8 protein-coding genes and 2 pseudogenes are annotated in these 18642 nt (G+C 73.3%); all 10 read right to left on the bottom strand.

Translation table 11 applies throughout. The annotated features are described in order from the left end of the window. Nucleotides 1–254: 254 nt before the first annotated feature. Entirely contained in the window at nucleotides 255–728 is a 474-nt protein-coding gene (locus tag ACQEVM_RS20185) for a DoxX family protein (protein WP_433080982.1), read from the bottom strand. Between the two features lie 151 nt (nucleotides 729–879). Beyond that, nucleotides 880–1521 carry a 4'-phosphopantetheinyl transferase family protein gene (locus ACQEVM_RS20180; RefSeq protein WP_433080980.1) on the bottom strand — a complete coding sequence of 214 codons (642 nt, stop codon included), beginning with the start codon at nucleotides 1519–1521 and terminating at the stop codon, nucleotides 880–882. 119 nt (nucleotides 1522–1640) lie between these two features. Beyond that, entirely contained in the window at nucleotides 1641–2273 is a 633-nt protein-coding gene (locus tag ACQEVM_RS20175; RefSeq protein WP_433080978.1) for an isochorismatase family protein, read from the bottom strand. A gap of 47 nt (nucleotides 2274–2320) precedes the next feature. Beyond that, nucleotides 2321–3967 carry a (2,3-dihydroxybenzoyl)adenylate synthase gene (locus ACQEVM_RS20170; protein ID WP_433080976.1) on the bottom strand — a complete coding sequence of 549 codons (1647 nt, stop codon included), beginning with the start codon at nucleotides 3965–3967 and terminating at the stop codon, nucleotides 2321–2323. Further along, nucleotides 3964–5169, bottom strand: a complete 1206-nt coding sequence (locus tag ACQEVM_RS20165; protein WP_433080974.1) for an isochorismate synthase — start codon at nucleotides 5167–5169, stop codon at nucleotides 3964–3966. The genes ACQEVM_RS20170 and ACQEVM_RS20165 overlap by 4 nt, the downstream gene beginning before the upstream one ends. Nucleotides 5170–5267: 98 nt before the next feature. Beyond that, nucleotides 5268–6098, bottom strand: a complete 831-nt coding sequence (locus tag ACQEVM_RS20160) for a 2,3-dihydro-2,3-dihydroxybenzoate dehydrogenase (protein ID WP_433080972.1) — start codon at nucleotides 6096–6098, stop codon at nucleotides 5268–5270. Between the two features lie 225 nt (nucleotides 6099–6323). Then, a complete protein-coding gene (locus ACQEVM_RS20155; protein ID WP_433085275.1) occupies nucleotides 6324–13472 on the bottom strand; it encodes an amino acid adenylation domain-containing protein in 7149 nt (2382 codons plus the stop codon). A gap of 20 nt (nucleotides 13473–13492) precedes the next feature. Then, nucleotides 13493–14893 carry a condensation domain-containing protein gene (locus tag ACQEVM_RS20150; RefSeq protein WP_433085273.1) on the bottom strand — a complete coding sequence of 467 codons (1401 nt, stop codon included), beginning with the start codon at nucleotides 14891–14893 and terminating at the stop codon, nucleotides 13493–13495. A gap of 138 nt (nucleotides 14894–15031) precedes the next feature. Then, a pseudogene (locus ACQEVM_RS20145) lies at nucleotides 15032–16860 on the bottom strand (amino acid adenylation domain-containing protein); the annotation flags it as partial. A gap of 63 nt (nucleotides 16861–16923) precedes the next feature. Further along, a pseudogene (locus ACQEVM_RS20140) lies at nucleotides 16924–18597 on the bottom strand (condensation domain-containing protein); the annotation flags it as partial. Nucleotides 18598–18642: the final 45 nt, after the last annotated feature.

Here is an 18642-nt window from a genome sequence, read left to right as displayed (position 1 = left end):
ACTACTACTTAGGTTAGGCTTACCAAACTGCGCCTGGTCCAATCGTGAGACCAAACCGCTCACAATCAGGGGTCGGGATTCGCTCCTGGCGGGACGCGGGGTGCCCTTGTTGCCGAAAAAGCCTTGTGCGGCGCCGGCTTGGGTGGCACGGCCGACGCCCCGCACGACGAACGGGCCCACCCCGTGCAGGGGTGGGCCCGTTCGTCGTGCGCACCCCGCCGACGGGTGGGACCGTCGGCGGGGTGCGGGTGGGGTCAGGCGGTGGCGGGACTGGCGTGCCGGTCCTCGCCGCCCGTGGTGTCGGGGGCGGGCGGTGCGCCGGCGGTCGCCCGGGAGGGGAGCAGCCGGTCCACAGCGAGGGCGCCCGGGCCGGTGAAGACCAGCAGGAGGAAGGCCCAGCAGAACATCGCGGAGGACTCGCCGTTGTTCTGGATCGGCCAGAGGGCGTTCGGCTGGTGCGAGGTGAAGTAGGCGTAGGCCATCGAGCCCGAGGCGATGAAGGCGGCGCTGCGCGTGCCGACCCCGAACAGCACCAGCGTGCCGGCCACCAGTTGGATCACCGCCGCGTACCAGCCCGGCCAGGTGCCGACGGGCACCGTGCCGCCGCCGTGGGCGCCGCCGAGCACGCCGAAGAGGGAGGCGGCGCCGTGGCAGGCGAACAGCAGGCCGGTGACGATCCGGAACAGGCCCAGCGCGTATGGCCGGGCGGTGGAGAGGTGGTCGTTCACGGTGACTCCTTCGGTGGGGGACGGGTCCCGAAGTGGGGCGGTGTGGGGGGTGTGCTGCGGTGCGGGGGGGTGTGCTGCGGTGCAGCGAGGGTCAACGTAAGTAAGGCTTGCCTAAGTTGGCAAGTTCATGCCCGGTCCGTGAGACGGATTCTCAGCCGAGGTGCAACGCCAGGGCGGCAGCGTGGCCGGGGGGCGCCGGAAGATCGACCACATGATGCCCGTCCGGCTGGGCCGGGACCAGGCCGGAACCCACATACGGCTGGGAGGCACCCTGCACGAGTCCCGTGCCGGTGGATTTCAACGCCGCCTCCTTGCGCGCCCAGCACCGGGCGAAGGCCGCGCCGCGGGCCCGAGCGGGCAGGCCGAGGAGCTCGGTCCGCTCCGCGTCGTGCAGCGCGTCGACGGTGTCCTCGATCAGCGAGGCGTCGCGCACCGGTTCCACGTCCACCCCGACCGGCACCGGTGCCAGGGCGACGAGTACCAGGTCACCGGCGTGCGAAAGCGAGAAGTGCACCGGCCGGCCCGGCAGGTACGGGCGCCCGTGCGGCCCGCCGCAACCGGCGCAGGGTTCCCGCTCGATCAGCAACCGGCCCGGGGCCGCCCCGAGCCGCTCGCCGAGGAGGGCGCGCAGACACACGTGCGCGACCAGGAACCGGTCGACGTCGTCGTCCTGACGGAGCCGGGCCGCCCTGGCTTGTTCCGTACGGTCCAGTTCGTGGCGGCGGGCCTCGGCGGCGCAGACGTTCTCGCTCACCGAGGCCACCCAGACGCGGGCCTGGCCGGGCAGGGTCACCGGCAGCGGGACCGGCCGGACCGGCGGGACGCGCGATGTCGGGGCCGGCCGGACCGCGACGCCGTACCGCCGTGCCGCCGGGGCGTGTGGCAGCGGGCGCGGGCGGACCGGCCCCGTTCTCACCAGGCCTCGCAGACCCGGTCCGTCGTGGTGACGTACGCGCAGCGCCCGGCGGCCCATTCGAGTGCCATCCGGTGCTCCTCGGCCGAGAAGTCCGCCACCGCGTCGGCGACCACGAAGGCCTGCACGTCCTGCATCCAGGCGTCGCACGCCGTCATCAACACACCGATGTGGGCGTACACGCCGGTGATGACCAGTTGGTCGCGACCGAGCGCCCGCAGCCGCTCCAGCAGGTCCGTGCGGACGAACGCGCTGTACTTCCACTTGGTCAGGACCGTGTCGTCGGGTCCGGGGGACACGGCCGAGGCGATGGCCTCCGCCTCCGGGTCGAGGGGCAGGCCGGGTCCCCAGAAGTCCTGCTGGAGGCCGCGCTCCTCGGCGCTCTGGCCGCCCTGCTGGGCCGTGTAGAAGATCGGTACGTCGGCCCGGATCGCCTCCTCGCGCAGCCGGGACACCTGCCGGAGCAGTCCGGTGACGGGCTCGCTCGCGGTGTCGAACGAGGACAGGAAGTAGTTCTGCAGGTCGTGGACGAGCAGGACCGCGCGGTCCGGGTCGATCGACCAGTCCACCCGGTTGGCGGGCAGGTCGGCGGCGGTGGGCAGCGCGTAGGGGGCGATGGCGGGCAGGGCCATGGTGTTCCGTTCGGTGCGGGGTTCGGGGTGGGGTCGGGGCGCGGGGGTCAGGAGACGCCGGGGTCGGCCGCCGCGCGCAGGTCCTTCTTGGAGACCTTGCCGACCCCGGTGGTGGGGAAGGCGGTCACGAACTCGACCCGATCGGGCACCTTGTAGGCCGCGAGACCGCGGGTGCGGACGAACTTCTTCACGGCCGGCGCCGTCACGGGTTCGGCGTCCGCCCGCAGGATCACGTAGGCGAGCGTTCGCTCACCCAGGTACGGGTCGGGCTCCGCGACCACGTTTGCGTCGTGCACGGCCGGGTGGGCGAGCAGGTGGTTCTCCACCTCCTCGGCCGCGATCTTCTCGCCGCCGCGATTGATCTGGTCCTTGGCGCGCCCCTCCACGACCAGGTGGCCGGTCGGGGTGATCCGGACGATGTCGCCGGTGCGGTAGAAGCCGTCGGCCGTGAACGAACGGGCATTGTGCGTCGGCGCGTTCCAGTACCCGCGGATCGTGTACGGGCCCCGGGTCAGCAGGTGACCGGTGGCGCCGGCGGGCACCTCGCGGTCCTCGTCGTCGACGACCAGGATCTCGTCGTCCGGGGAGATCGGACGTCCCTGGGTGGTGACGATCGTCTCCAACGGATCGTCCAGTCGGGTGTAGTTGACGAGCCCCTCCGCCATCCCGAACACCTGCTGGAGGGTGCAGCCGAGCGCCGGCCCGACCCGACGGGCCGCCTCCTCGCTGAACTTGGCACCTCCCACCAACAGCACGTCCAGGCTGCTCAGGTCGTACGGGGAGCGCGGCGCGGCATCGGTCCACAGCAGGGCCAGCGGCGGCACCAGTCCGGTGATCGTCACCCCTTCCGACTCGATCAGCGGGAAGGCGACGTCCGGGACGGGCTGCGGGCTGAGCACCACCCGGGCTCCCGCGTACAGCGCGCCGATCGAACCGGGCGAGGACAGCGGGAAGTTGTGGGCCGCGGGCAGGGCGACCAGGTACACGGAGTCCGCGGTCACCCCGCACAGCTCGTTGGATCCGCGCACCGAGTACAGGTAGTCGTCGTGGGTCCGCGGGATCAGCTTGGGCACGCCCGTGCTGCCGCCCGACAGTTGGAGGAAAGCCAGGTCCCGGGGTGCGGGCCGGGCGTGGACCGGCGGCCCGGGCTCCGGGTCGAGGGGCACCTCGGACAGGGCGGTGAAGGGACCCGGGTCGCCGCCCGTCACGAACACGTGTCGCAGCTCCGGGGCGTCCTCGCCCACCCGCGCCGCGAGTTCGCGATAGTCGAAGCCGCCGTGCGTGGCCGGGATCACGTACGCCGCCGCGCCGGTGAAGGAGCAGAAGTAGCCGATCTCGGTCCGCCGGTGCGCGGGCAGCGCGAACACCGGGAGCGCCCCGATCCGGAAGAGCGCGAAGACGACCTCGAAGAACTCGGCCACGTTGGGGAGCTGTACGACGACCTTGTCCCCGGCGCCGATGCCCCGGGCGGTCAGCCCGGCCGCCATCCGGTCGGCCCGCAGATCGAGTTCGCCGTACGTCCAGGTGCGACGGCCGCCGTCGGGGCCGCCGGTCGGGTCCACGATCGCGATCCGGTCGGGGTGCGCGGCGGCGCGCTCGCGCAGCATGCCGCCGAAGGTCTCCCCGCGCCACCAGCCCGCGGCGCGGTAGCGCTCGGCGAACCCGGCGGGCCAGGTGGGTGCCGCGGCGGTCACAGCGCCGCCCCCACGGCCTGGAGGAAGGTGCGGAACTTGGCCGCTGTCTCCGCGGCCTCCGAGGCGGGGTCCGAGGCCTCGACGACCCCGGCGCCCGCGAACAGCCGAAGGCGCCGCCCCTCGGCCTCGGCGCAGCGGATGGTGACGACCCATTCGCCGTCCCCGCTCGCGTCCTGCCAGCCGACCATGCCCGTGAAGAACCCCCGGTCGAAAGGTTCCGTCTCGCGTATGACCTCGCGTGCGATCCCGGTGGGCGTGCCGCAGACGGCGGGCGTGGGGTGGAGGTCCGAGGCGATCTCGAGCGCGGTCACATCGGGGCGGTTCGGCCGCCCGGACACGGTGGTCGACAGGTGCCACATGGTGGCGGTACGGATCAGGGTGGGCCGCGCAGGGACGTCGAGTTCCGCGCAGTGCGGGGCCATCGCCCGGGCGACGGCATCGACGACGACACCGTGCTCGTGCAGGTCCTTCGCCGACCGCAGGAGCGTCGCGGCCCGAAGGACGTCCTCGGCGAGGTCGTCGCTGCGCGGGGTGGACCCGGCCAGTGGATTGGCGACGACGCGGTCCCCCCGGCGCGACACCAGCAGTTCCGGGCTGGCGCCCAGCAGGGTGCGTCCGGGGCCGGTCGGCAGCGCGAAGGTGTAGCCGCCGGGGTCGCGGCGGGCGAGGCGACCGAGCATCGCCGGGAGGTCCAGGTCGTCGCCGGCGACCAGTTCGAGGGAGCGGGCGAGGACGACCTTGTCGAACTCGCCGCGCCCCATCCGCTCCACCGCCCGGGCCACGCCCTCGGCGTACACCTCGGCCGCGGGGACCTCGGACACCGACCAGTCCGCGGCGGCCGGGGCGGTCCCCTCCAGGGCCACCAGGGGGTCCGTGCGCAGCGCGGGGCCGCTGCGCACCCGCTCCGGGACGACCAGCGCGGCCGGTGCCTGCGGGTCGAAGGGGACCGCGCCCATCACCACGGCCCCGGAGTCCCCGGCCCGCGCCGCGTCGAGCAGCGCGGCGCGCACGTCGCCCGACAGCCGGGAGGCGGCGGAGCGCAGTTCCGTCCTGACGCCGGAGGCGAGCAGGGTGCGGGTCGGTGTCGCGAGGAACCGGTCGCCGGCGCGGTAGGCGTCGAGCAGGCCGGTGGCGGCGCCCACGGCGGGGTGGGCGGGGGCGCCCGGTGCGGGGGGCGCGGCAAGTGGGTGGACCGTGGGCACGGGGACTCCTGGGAGGAGGGCGGGCAGGCGGACGCGCGCCCGGGGCGGGCGGCTCGGGGGGCTGCGGGTGGTGGAGGGGCGGGAGGGGCCGGTGCGCGTCAGCGCAGGGTGGCCCCGCCGTCCACGTACAGGGCCTGCATGGTGATGTGGCGGGCCTGTTCGGAGCAGAGGAAGACCACGGCGTCGGCGACGTCCTGCGGGTCCGCGATCCGGGCCAGCGGGATGCCGGTGCGGTACGTCGCGAGGTCGCCTTCGAGGACCCGTCGGGGTGCCTCGTCGTCGGTCCACAGGGAACGCTGCATGGGCGTGTCGGTGGAACCCGGTGCCACCACGTTGCAGCGGACCCCGTGGCGGGCGTACTCCAGTCCGACGCACTTGGTGAACATGACGGCGGCCGCCTTGGAGGCGGCGTAGGCGGCCATGCCGGTGCGGGGGATGCCCGCCGCGTTGGAGGCGACGGTGACGATGCTGCCCGCCCCGCGCTCGGCCATGCCCGGGGCCACGGCGCGCGAGGTGTGGAAGACGCCGGTGGTGTTCACGGCGAAGGTCAGCGACCAGTCCTCGTCGGTGAGTTCGGCGGCCGGCGCGGTGCGCAGCACGCCCGCGACGTTGACCAGGATGTCGAGGGGACCCAGGTCCCGTTCGATCCGGGCGACGCGCTCGTCGACGGCGTGCCGGTCGGTCACGTCGAGCTGGTAGGCGCGGGCGACGCCGCGCTCCGTACCGGTTCCGGGAGCCGCGGCCCCGGTGTCCCGTTGGAGTTCGTCGACCCAGGCGGTGACGGTCGGGCCCCGCAGATCGGTGGCGGCCACGGTGGCTCCCAGCGCGTGCAGCGAGCGGGCCACCGCCTCGCCTATGCCCTGGCCCGCGCCGGTCACCAGGGCCACTCGTCCGGCGAGTCGGGGTCTGCCGGGCACTCTGTCGGACATGTCATTCCCCCTTTGAATAAGGTAAGCCTAACCTAAGTGAATCGGTTCGCCTAGTCCGCCCCCGGCACGCGCCGGGCGGCGGCCGGGCAGGCCCCGGGGGAGTGAACCTCCCCTCGGGGCGACGCGGTTGGCCGCACCGTCGACACGCGGGCGCGCGACCGCGCGACCGCGTGACCCGGGGCGGGCGGGGGCGGACCGGGTCCCGCCCCCCACCCGCCCCGCTCGTCACCCCCGGACGGGCAGCGCTGCCAACGCCCGCGCCAGCACCGGCCCGACCTGCGCCGACACGGCAGGGGACATCAGCTCGTCGTGCGAGCAGTCCAGGACGTGCTCCACCAGGCGGCCGTCGAGGTACGGCGGCCAGACCCGGGCGGGAGCCTCGTCCGCAGGCGTCGTGCGGGCCGCCGTGAAGAACAACACGTCCCCCCGGAACCGGCGGGTCCGGCTGCGCGAGAGCAGCCGTACACAGTGCACGTTGGTGGAGACGATCGACTCCAACAGGTCCTCGTCGAAGCCGGCCAACAGGCCCTGGCTGTCACGGATCGCCGCCACCGCCTCCGAACGGTCCGCCGGCTCACCGTCCGCGGCCCCCTCCAGACCGGCCACCGACAGCAGGAATCCGCTCTCCTCCCGCTCCAGACGCTCCCGCCAGTCCGGGTCGTCCACGTACGACCAGTCCTCGACCTCCGGCGGGTACGCGTCCAACAGACCGAGGAACGCCACCTCCTCGCCGCGCTCCTGGAGCAGCGCACCGAGCGTCTGCGCGACGGTGCCACCGAAGGAGTAGCCCAGGAAGTGGTACGGCCCCTCGGGCTGCACCGTCCTGATCTCCGCCAGGTACAGCTCGGCGAGTTCCGCGACGTCCGCGACGTCCGGCTGCGGGCCGGACAGCCCCGGCGACTGGAGGCCGTACACCGGCCGGTCCGCGTCCAGGTACCGCAGCAGGCCCGAGTACTGCCAACTGAACCCGGACGCCGGGTGGAAGCAGAACAGCGGCGCGGCCGTGCCCCGCTCCCGGAGCGGCATCAACACCCGCAGCGCACCCTGACGGGCGTCCGAACTGATCCGGGCCGCGATGTCCGCCACCGTGGGCGCGGCCATCACCGAGGCCACCTGCACCGGCAGCCCGAGCGCGTCCCGGATCCTGCCGACCAGGCGCATCGCGAGCAGTGAATGCCCTCCCAGCTCGAAGAAGTTGTCCTCCACCCCGACCCGCTCCAGGCCGAGCACCTCCGCGAAGATCTGCGCCAGGAGTTCCTCACGCGCGTCCTTCGGCGGCCGGCCCGCGCCCGCCTGCCCGAAGTCCGGTGCGGGCAGCGCCGCCCGGTCCACCTTGCCGTTCACCGTGAGCGGCATCGCGGCCAGCTCCACGAACGCCGACGGCACCATGTACTCCGGAAGGCTCCGCGACAGGTGCGCCCGCAGCGCCGCCGCGTCACCGGCCGCCCCGGCCGACATCACCGTGTAGGCCACCAGCCGACGGACCCCGCCCGCCCCCGTGTGCAGGGTCACGGCGGCGGCGGTCACGTCCGGCGCCGCAGCGACCGCCGACTCGATCTCCCCCAGCTCGATCCGGAAACCACGGATCTTGATCTGGTCGTCAGCCCGACCCAGGTAGTCGATCGAGTCGTCGGCCCGCCACCGCACCAGGTCACCGGTGCGGTACATCAGCGTGCCCGGCTCACCGAACGGATCGGCCACGAACCGTTCCGCGGTCAGAGCCGGCCGCCCGAAGTAGCCGCGCGCCAGACCGGCACCCGCCAGGTACAGCTCGCCCGGCACCCCCGCCGGAACCGGCCGCAGGGCGCTGTCGAGCACGTACGCCCGGGTGTTGAAGATCGGCCGGCCCACGCACGACGTGGCACTGTCCGCCACGTCCGCGCCCAGCGCGTTGATCGTGTACTCGGTCGGGCCGTACAGGTTGTAGCCCATCGTGCCCTCGGTGCGCTCCAACAGGCCCCACAGGGAGTCCGGCACGGCCTCGCCGCCCAGCAGGAACAGCGTCGGCCGGTGCCGGTCGGGGCTCAGCAACCCCGCCTCGACGAGCTGCTGCCCGTACGAGGGGGTGACGTTGACGACGTCGATGCCCACCCGGTCGTAGTGCGCGGTCAACGCCGCCGGGTCCAGACGCAGCTCCTCGCCGATCACGTGCACCTCGTGCCCGTCGACCAGCCAGAAGAACTCCTCCCACGACATGTCGAACGCGAAGGACACGGTGTGCGCCACCCGCATCCGGCGCCCGCCGGCCAGCGCCACCGCCGGAGCGAAGATCCGCTCCCGGTGGTTGAGCAGCATGTTCGTCAGACCCGCGTACGGCACGACGACACCCTTGGGGCGCCCCGTGGAACCGGACGTGTAGATGACGTACGCCGGGTGCCGGCCGTCGCGCACCCCGGTCAGCTCCGACTCCGCGAGCGGCGAGCCCGCCAGATCGGCCAGCTCCTCCCGCGTCCCCGGCGCGTCCAGCGTCAGCGGGGGAACGCCGTCGACCACCGGCACCCGGTCCGCGACCGGCGCCGTCGTCACCAGGCACAGCGGGGCCGCGTCGGACACCATCGTGGCCAGCCGGTCCACCGGGTGGTCCAGGTCCAGCGGCAGGTACGCGGCGCCCGTCTTGAGCACCGCGAACAGCGCCACCACGAAGTCGGCCGAACGCGGCAGACCGAGCGCGACCACCGTCTCCGGCCCCGCGCCCCGCGCGACCAACAACCGGGCCAGCCGATTCGCGCGGGCGTCCAGTTCCGCGTAGGTCAGCCGCTCGTCCTCGAACACCAGGGCGGTGTCGTCCGGGGTACGGGCGGCCTGCTCGGCGAACAGGTCGATCACCGTGGTGTCCGGGACCTCGTGTCCCGTGTCGTCGCCCTTGGCGAGCAGCAGCGCCCGCTCCCCGGCCCCCAGAGTGGCCAGCCGGCCGACGGGGTGCGCGCCGCCGTCCGCGAGCTGACCCACCAGCAGGGCCAGCCGGTCGGCGAGCAACCGGGCGGCGGCCTCGTCGTACAGGTCCGGCCGGTAGGCCAGGGTCAGCTCCAGGGCCCGCCCCGGGGTCACCGCCAGGGTCAACGGGTAGTGCGTGCCGTCGACGCTGTGCGTCCAACCGATCTGGTGACGGGCCACCGCCTCCTCGCGGGCCGCGTCGTCCAGCGGGGTGTTGCGGAACACGTACAGGGTGTCGAAGAGCTGCCCGATGCCGCTGAGCCGCTGCACGGGGCCCAGCCCCACGTAGTGGTACGGCAGCAGCGCCGCGTGCTCGGACTGTACGCGCACCAGCAGGTCCCGCAGCGGCTCCTCGGCCCGCAACGACACCCGGAACGGCAGTGTGTTCATGAACATGCCGATCATCTGATCGACCCCGGCGATGTCCGCCGGCCGGCCCGAGACCGTCGCCCCGAACACCACGTCGTCGCGGCCCGTCATCTGCGCCAACGACAGCGCCCACGCCGTGCTCAGCACCGTGTTCAAGGTGATGCCGCACCCCCGCGCGAACGCCCGCAACCGGTCACTGGTCTCCGCGTCCAGCGACAGGTCCACCACCTCCGCGGTCACCGGCTGACGGGCCGGATCCGCGGGCGCGACCAGCGTGCCCTGGTCCAGCCCCGCCAGATGGGACCGCCAGGCCCCGGCCGCCTCCTCGGTGTCGACGGCGGCCAGCCAGCGCAGGTAGTCCCGGTACGGGGTGACCGGCGCCAGTGCCTCCTCCGCGCCGCCGTTGCCGTACAGGGCGAACAGCTCCTCGAAGAACAGCGACTCCGACCAGCCGTCGGTCAGGATGTGGTGCTGGGTCACGCACAGCACCCACCGCGTCGCGGAGAAGCGGATCAGCGTCACCCGAAGCAACGGAGGCGCCGCCAGGTCGAATCGGGTCGCCGCGTCGGCGAGCGAGAACTCCCGCAACGCCGCCTCCTGCGCGTCCGCGTCGAGGCCGCCGAGGTCCAGCTCACGCCAGGGCAGCTCCCAGGCGGACGGCACCACCTGCACCGGGCCCTCCAGGCCCTCGTGCCAGAACCCGGACCGCAGGTTCGGGTGACGCCGCAGCATCGTCTCGAAGGCACCCCGCAGCGCGGTCGCGTCCACCGCGTGCAGCAGCTCCACGAAGTTCTGCATCAGATACACGTCGAGGGCGCGGTCGTCGTACACCGCGTGGAAGTACAGGCCCTCCTGGAGCGGTGCCAACGGCAGGATCTCCTCGGCCGAGGGGAACGCCGCGGCCACCAGCCGCCGCTGCTCCTCGCCGAGCTCCACCAGCGGGCCGTCGGCGGCCAGGTAGCCGCCCCGCCCGTCGCCCGCCGCGCCGGCGGCGGCCGCCATCCGGGCCACCGTGCGGTGCTCGAACACATCGCGCGGGGTCAGGACGAGGCCCTCCTTGCGGGCCCGGGTGACCAACTGGATGGAGACGATGCTGTCGCCGCCCAGCGCGAAGAAGTCGTCGTCGATCCCCGCCGAACTCAACCCCAGGACGTCGACGAACACCGCGCACAGCGCACGTTCGCGCTCGTCGCGCGGAGCCCGGGAGTCCTCGGCGCCGCCCAGTGTGGGCGACGGGAGCGCGGAGCGGTCCAGCTTCCCGCTGACGTTCACCGGCAGGACGTCCAACACCACGATCGCCGCCGGTACCAGGTAGTCCGGCAGCCGCGCCGCGAGGAGTTCACGGGCGCGAGCCGGATCCACCCGCCCGGTCACGTAGCCGACCAGGCGCTTGACCCCGGGAGTGTCCTCCCGCACCACGGCGGCGGCGGTCGCCACCCCCTCCAGGGCGCTGAGCGCCGCCTCCACCTCACCCGGCTCGATGCGATAGCCGCGGATCTTGACCTGGTCGTCGGCCCGGCCCAGGAACTCCAGCTCACCGTCCGGCCGCAACCGCACCAGGTCACCCGTCCGGTACATGCGGGAGCCGGCGGGCCCGTACGGATCGGCGACGAAGCGCCCGGCCGTCAGGCCCGGCCGCCCGAGGTAGCCGCGCGCGGTGCCGTGCCCCGCGAGGTACAGCTCGCCGGGGGTGCCCGCCGGAGCGGGCCGCAGTGCCGAGTCCAGCACGTACGCGGCGGTGTTGCCGATGGGACGGCCGACGATCGGGGTCGCGGACACGGACAGGTCGGCGGCCAGCGCGTCCACCGTGTACTCGGTGGGACCGTACAGGTTCACCGACATCACCCCGGAAGCCTTGCGGACCTCCGTCCACAGGGCCTCCGGCACGGCCTCGCCGCCCAGCAACAGCAGACCCGGCCGGTGCCGCCCGTCATCGAGCAGACCCCACTCCAACAGGGCCTGCGCGTAGGTCGGCGTCACGTCCATCGCGTCGATCCGCTGCTCGCGCACGTAGCCGACCGTGAACTCCGCGTCCCGCCGGCCCGTCTCGTCGAGGACGTGCAGCTCATGGCCCGCGATCAGCCAGAACAACTGCTCCCAGGACGTGTCGAAACCGAACGACGCGGTGTGCAGGGCACGCAACCGTCTCCCGCCGCCGGCGCCCACGGCCGGACCGAACACCTCCGTCACGTGGTTGGTGTACAGGTTCGCCAGCCCGCCGACGGTCAACACCACCCCCTTGGGCACGCCCGTGGAGCCCGAGGTGTAGATGACGTACGCGGGATGCGCGGAGTCCACCGCCGGACCGGTGAACCCGGGCTCCCGGGAGGCGAGTTCCGCACGGATCTCCGGTGCGTCCAGCACGATCCGCTCCGGACCGCCCGGCACGGCCGCGGGCAGCAACGCCGTCGCGGTACCGCCGGTCACCACACACGCCGGCCCGGCGTCCCCGAGCATCAACGCGAGTCGATCGGCCGGGTGGTCCAGGTCCATCGGCAGATACGCCGCACCCGCCTTGAGCACCGCCAGGATCGCCACGACGGACTCCGCCGACCGGGGCAGCGCCAACGCCACCACCGACTCCGGCCCGACCCCGCGCGCCGCCAGCAGCGCCGCCAACCGGCAGGCCCGGTCGTCCAACTCCGCGAACGTCAACCGCTCCGCGCCCGAGACCACCGCGCACGCGTCGGGCGTCGCCGCCACCTGCTCGGCGAACCGATCGGCGACCGTCCCCGCCGGCACGTCACGGACCCGGCCGCGCCAACCCTCCCGCAACCGGACCCGCTCACCCGGGGTGACCGGGTCCAGGGTGCCCACGGGAGCCTGCGGCGCCGTGGTGAGCTGCTCCAACAGAGCCGCCAGCCGCTCCGCGATCACCGACGCGGACCGCGCGTCGAACAGGTCGGGCCGGTACTCCAGGGCCAGTTCGGCCCGCTCCTCCAGCGATACCGCGAGCGTCAGCGGATAGTGCGTGGCGTCCCGCGCCGACACGTCCGCGACCCGCACCCCGTCGGACAGGGCCGGCTTCGCCGACGGGTCCACCGGATAGTTCTCGATGACCACCAGCGTGTCGAACAGCTCGCCGCCGCCCGCCTGCTTCTGGATCCGGCGCAGCCCGAGGTGGTGGTGGGCCAGCAGCCCGTTCTGCTCGTCCCGGAACCGGCGCAGCAGATCCGCGCCGCTCTCCCAAGGACGCGCATCGAGACGGACGGGGACGGTGGTGATGAACAGACCCACCATCGACTCGACGCCCGGTATCTCCTCGGGCCGCCCCGCGACCGTCAGCCCGAACACCACGTCCCGGCGCCCCGTCAACGAACCCAGCAGCAGCCCCCAGGCCGCCTGGATGACGGTGCTCGGAGTGGTCCCCATGCGCCGCGCGGCCGCCGTCAGCCCCGCCGTGGCACGCTCCGACAACTCCAGCCGGTGCACGCCCGGCCGTACCGCCGTCCGCGACGGGTCGGCCGGCGCCACCAACGTGGCCTCCTCCAGCCCCGCGAGCGCGGTCCGCCAGGCCCCCTCGGCCGCCGGCGCGTCCTGCTGCCGGAGCCACCGCAGGTACTCCTTGTACGGGCGCACCGGGGGCAGCGCGGCCAGGTCGCCGCCGTTGTCGTACAGGGCGAGCAGATCACCGACGAGCAGGGGCATCGACCAGCCGTCGACCAGGATGTGGTGCACCGTGACGATGAGCAGGTGGTCGTTCGGGCCCCGCCGGGCCAGCGTCAGGCGCAGCAACGGCGGTCGGTGCAGGGCGAAGCGGTGGTTGAGCTCGGACCGCTCCACCCGGCGCACCGCCGACGCGGAGGGGTCGTCGCTCAGGTCCACCCGGTTCAGGGCGAACGTCACCTCGGCCGGTACGAACTGCACCGGCTGCGGCACGCCCTCGTGCCAGAACCCGGCCCGCAGATTGGGGTGGCGGCGCAGCAGCGCGGACCCGGCCCGCTCCAGCCGGTCCGCGTCCACCGGTCCTGCGAGGGTGACGGTGACCTGCACGGTGTAGACGTCGGGCGCGCTCTGGTCGTACACGGAATGGAACAGCATGCCCTGCTGCAAGGGGGACAGCGGAAGCATGTCCTCGATTCGCGCCTGCGTCACTGCTGGGCCCTCCACATTTCTTCGAGCATGGTGATCTGGTCCTGGTCGAGGTCGACCAGGTCGAGGTCCGAGGGGGTGTACCCCCCGGTGGTGGTGCCGTCGGCCCAGGAGGCGAGGGCGTTCACGGCGGACAGCCAGCCGTCCGCGAGGTCCTGGACGGTCCCGGCGGAAAGGGCCTCGCCGGCCCGGATGAACGTGGCCGTCAGCTCCGGCCCGTCCGCCCCTTCGGTGATCTCCGCCGTGATCTCCAGTACGTGGGAGAGCGGCATGTCCGGGTCGGGGCGGGCCGACAGGGCGTCGGCCTCGTCGGCACGGCCCCAATCGCCGGCGGCCTGCCCGGTCTGGCGACCCAGGTAGTTCCACAGGATCTCGGCGCGCGCCGACGGATCGAACAGCCGGGCCGCGGCCGGGTTGGCGTACCGCAACAACCCGGCGCCGATCCCGCCGTCGGGCACGGCGCGCAGCAACTCCTTCACTTCCTTCAGCGCGGCCCCGGCGTCCTCCCGGCCGGCCAGCACGGCGGCCGGATCGTACGATCCGCCGGTCAGCCGCAGCGGGTGGATGGTGGTGAGCCAGCCGACCGTACGGGTCAGGTCGGCGCCCGGCATCAGCTCCTGCTCCCGCCCGTGGCCCTCCAGGTCCACCGTGAAGCCGGCGCCGGCGCGCCCGGACCGGGCCGCCCGGTCGCCGACGACGAGCGCCAGCGCGGTCAACAGGGTGTCGCCGACCGTGCCGTGGAAGGCGGCGGGCACCGCCTGGAGCAGCGGCGCGGTGCGCTCGGCGGACAGCCGCACGCTCAGGCTCCGCGCGGTCGCGGCGGTGTCCGTCCCCGGATCGAGCGGCCGGTCGGCGAGCAGCGGGGCGCCCGGCTGGGCGGCCAACCAGCGGTCCAACTCGGCGGTGCGGCGCGGGTGCTGCGCCTCCGCGAGCAGGTGGGTGGTCCAGCCGCGCAGTGAGGTGCCCACCGGGTCCAGGGCCGGGGCCCGGCCCGTGGCCACCGCCTCGTACGCCGCCCGCAGGTCGGGAAGGAGGATCTGCCAGGACACCTCGTCCACCGCCAGGTGGTGTGCGGCGATCAGCAGTCGGCCGTCCTCGTCGGGACCGCGGTCGAAATGCACCGCCCGTACGAGGACGCCCGCCTCGGGGGCGAACGCCGCCGAGACGCGTCCCGACTCGACCCCGATCAACGCCCGCAGCGCGGCGTCGTCCAGGCCGGCGGCCTCGGCGCGATCGAGGACCGCGTCGGCCCGCACCGCACCGACCTCGCGGATCTCCGCGCTCCACACGCCGGGGCGCGGGACGGTCAGGCTCATCCGCAGCGCGTCGTGGTGGTCGAGGACCGCTTGGAGCGCGGACACCAGCCGCGGGTGTCGGACGCCGGCGGGCAGCCGGATCAACCTGGCCTGCGCGAAGGAGGCGAACGGGCCGCCGCGCTCGGCGAGCCACTGCGCGACCGGCGGCAGCGGCAGCGGTCCCGGGCCGCCGTCCGACGGGCGGACCGGGGCGGCCGGGGCGCCGTCGCGGGGCGCGGTCAGCGCGGCGAGGGCGGCCGGGGTCGGGTTCTGGAAGATCTGCCGGGCGGAGACCGTCAGTCCTGCCTTGCGCGCCAGGCTCACCAGGCGGATGGAGATGATGCTGTCGCCGCCCAGCTCGAAGAAGTTCTCGTCCGGGGCGACCGCGGACAGCCCCAGGACCTCGGCCATCAGGGCGCACAGCACCTGCTCCGGTGTACCCGAGGGGACGGCCGGGACGGCCGCCGGCGAAGCCGGGGTCGGACGAGCCGCGATGACGGGTGTGGGGAGTGCGTTGCGGTCGAGTTTTCCGTTGGGGGTGAGGGGGAGGTGGGTGAGGGGGATGTAGTGGGTGGGGTGCATGTAGTCGGGGAGTCGGGTGGTGAGGTGTGTTTTGAGGGTGGGTGTGTCGGGGGTTGTGGTGTGGGGGTGGGGATGAGGTAGGCGGTGAGTTGGGGGTGTCCGGGGGTGTCTTCGCGGAGGATGACGGTGGCGTGGGTGATGTGGGGGTGGGTGGTGAGGGCGGTTTCGATGTCGCCGAGTTCGATGCGGAGGCCGCGGAGTTTGATTTGGTTGTCGGTGCGGCCGAGGTAGTCGAGGGTGCCGTTGGGGAGCCAGCGGACGATGTCGCCGGTGCGGTACATGCGGGTGCCGGGTGTGCTGTGGGGGTTGGCGATGAAGCGTTCGGCGGTGAGTGAGGGTTGGTTGGTGTAGCCGCGGGCGAGTTGGGTTCCGGCGAGGTGGAGTTCGCCGGGGGTGCCGGGGGGTACGGGTTGCAGGTGGTGGTCGAGTACGTACACCTGCGTGTTCCACACCGGGCTGCCGATCGAGGCGGAGGCACGGCCCTCGGTGGCGGCTTCCGCCGTGCAGGAACCGGCTGTCACGTCCACGGCCGCCTCGGTGGGGCCGTAGAGGTTCTCCAGGGCGACCTCGGAGGTTCCGGCCGAGGTGTGGAAGCGGGTGGTGAGGTCGGTGGGGAGGGCTTCGCCGCTGCAGACGACGAGTCGCAGGGTGGGGCAGGTGGAGATGTCGGTGTCGGTGAGGAATGCGGCGAGCATGGAGGGGACGAAGTGGAGGACGGTGACGTGTTGTTCGCGGATGAGGGTGGCGAGGTAGTCGGGGTCCTTGTGGCCTTCGGGTCGGGCGATGACGAGGGGGGTGGCTTCGGCGAGGGGCCAGAAGAACTCCCAGACGGATACGTCGAATCCGGCGGGGGTCTTCTGCAACACGCGGTCACCCGGTGAGAGTCGGTAGGCGTCCTGCATCCATTGGAGGCGGTTGACGATGGCCTGGTGTTCGACCATGACGCCCTTGGGGCGGCCGGTGGATCCCGAGGTGAAGATGACGTAGGCGGGGTGGCGGGGCAGCAGCGCCGCCGAGCGGTCCGCATCGGTGACGACCGCCGCCGACTCCCGTGCGAGAAGCGTACGGACCTCGGGCCCGTCGAGCGACAGTGCGGAGATACCCGGCACCTGCGGAAGTGAAGTTACCGACAGAGTGTCGGTAACCATCAGGACCGGGGCGGCGGTTTGGATCATGTGGTTGAGGCGGTCGGTGGGCAGGGTGGTGTCGAGGGGGAGGTAGGCGCCGCCGGCGCGGACGACGGCGTGCAGGGCGATGACGAGGTCGAAGGAGCGGGGGAGGGCGACGCCGACGACCTTTTCCGGGCCGACGCCGTGGGCGATGAGGAGTCGGGCGAGGCGGTTGACGCGGTCCTCGAAGTCGGCGCGGGTGAGCCGGGCGCCCTCGAAGACGAGGGCCGTGCCGTCAAGGTCCCGGGCGCCGGCGGCGACCAGGTCGTCCAGCGTGAGGGTGGGGACGGGCCGGGCGGTGTCGTTCCAGCGGGTGAGTACGCGGTCCCGTTCGGCCGGGTCCATCACCTCGATGGTCGAGACGGGCGCCGTCGGGTCCGCGACCACGGCCGTGAGGACCCGTACGAGTCGATCGGCCAGGGTCCGGACGGTCCCCTCGTCGAAGAGATCGGTGGCGAAGCGGATGCCACCCTCGATCCCGACGCCCTCGGGCCCGGCTCCGTCGCGGGCGGAGCCGAAGGCGACCTCCAGGTCGAACTTCGCGCCACCCGTCTCCACGACGAGTTCCTCGGCCGGCAGGCCGAACAGCTCCGGCACGGCGCCGTCCACGGAGTGGAAGGTCACCATCGTCTGGAACAGCGGGTTGCGGGAACGCGAGCGCTCCGGGTCCACCGCCTCGACCACGGCCTCCAACGGCAGATCGGCGTGTGCGAACGCGGCCAGGCCGGTGTCTCGCACCCGGGCGACGAGTTCGGTGAAGGTCGGATCCCCGGACACGTCCGCCCGCAGGACCAGCGTGTTGAGGAAGAACCCGACCAGCCCCTCCGACTCCGCGCCCTCGCGGGCCGACACGGGACTGCCCAGCGGGATGTCGTCGCCCGCTCCGAGCCGGTGCAACAGCGTCGCCACCGCGGCGTGCGCCACCATGAACAACGTGGCCCCGCGCTCCCGGGCGATCCGGGCCAGGCCGGCCGTCGTCTCCCGCGGAACCTCGAAGGTCACCACGCCGCCCTCGTACGAGGGCTCCGCCGGCCGCGCGCGGTCCGCGGGCAACGCCAGCTCCGTCGGGATGTCGGCCAGGGCGTCGCGCCAGTACCCGGCCTGGGCCGCCGCCACCGAATCCGCGTCGGAGGCCGCGCCCAGCAGTTCCCGCTGCCACTGCGCGTAGTCCGCGTACTGCACCGGCAGCGGAGCGAACTCCGGTTCCCGGCCCGCCAGGCGGGCCGTGTAGGCCAGGTCCAGATCCGCCAACAGCGGGGCGGTCGAGCCCTCGTCGGTGGCGATGTGATGCAGCAACACCACCAGGACGTGCCGGTCGGGTGCGGTCCGCAGCAGGCTCACCCTGATCGGGACCTCGGAGGCCAGGTCGAAGACGTGGCTGCCCGCGAGGACCATCTCCTCCGCCAGCCGGTCCGACGAGACCTCCCGCACCGACACCGCCACCGACACCTCGGGCGGGGCGAGGACCCGCTGGTACGGCTCACCGTCGTACTCGCCGATCACGGTGCGCAGCACCTCGTGCCGGGCCACCACGTCGGCGACCGCCGCACGCAGCGCCACCGGGTCGACCGGACCGTCGAGGCGCACGGCCACCGGCACGTTGTACGTCGTGGACGGTCCCCGCACGCTGTCCAGCAGCCACAACCGGTGCTGGGCGAAGGAGAGCACGGGGCGCTCGCCCCGCTCGGACGCCGCCGGCGCGGGCCTGGCGGGCCCGAACGTCCGCTCGGCCAGCCGGTCCGCGAGGGCCTCGACGGTCCGCAGCTCGAACACGTCCCGGATCCCGCAGTCCACGGCGAACGCTTCCCGGATCCGACCGGCCACCCGCGCCGCAAGCAGCGAATGCCCGCCGAGCGCGAAGAAGTCGTCCGAGACGCCCACCGCGGAGCGCCCCAGCACATCGGCCAGGATCCCGACGAGTATCTCCTCGCGGGCATCGCGCGGCGCCCGGGACACCTCACCCTCGGCTTCGACGGGTGTGGGGAGTGCGTTGCGGTCGAGTTTTCCGTTGGGGGTGAGGGGGAGGTGGGTGAGGGGGATGTAGTGGGTGGGGTGCATGTAGTCGGGGAGTCGGGTGGTGAGGTGTGTTTTGAGGGTGGGTGT

The organism is Streptomyces sp. CA-243310 (assembly GCF_050936775.1).
In the GTDB taxonomy this organism is placed as follows: domain Bacteria; phylum Actinomycetota; class Actinomycetes; order Streptomycetales; family Streptomycetaceae; genus Streptomyces.
Note: the sequence above shows the minus strand (reverse complement) of the source record. Positions and strands in the feature narration are given on the sequence as shown.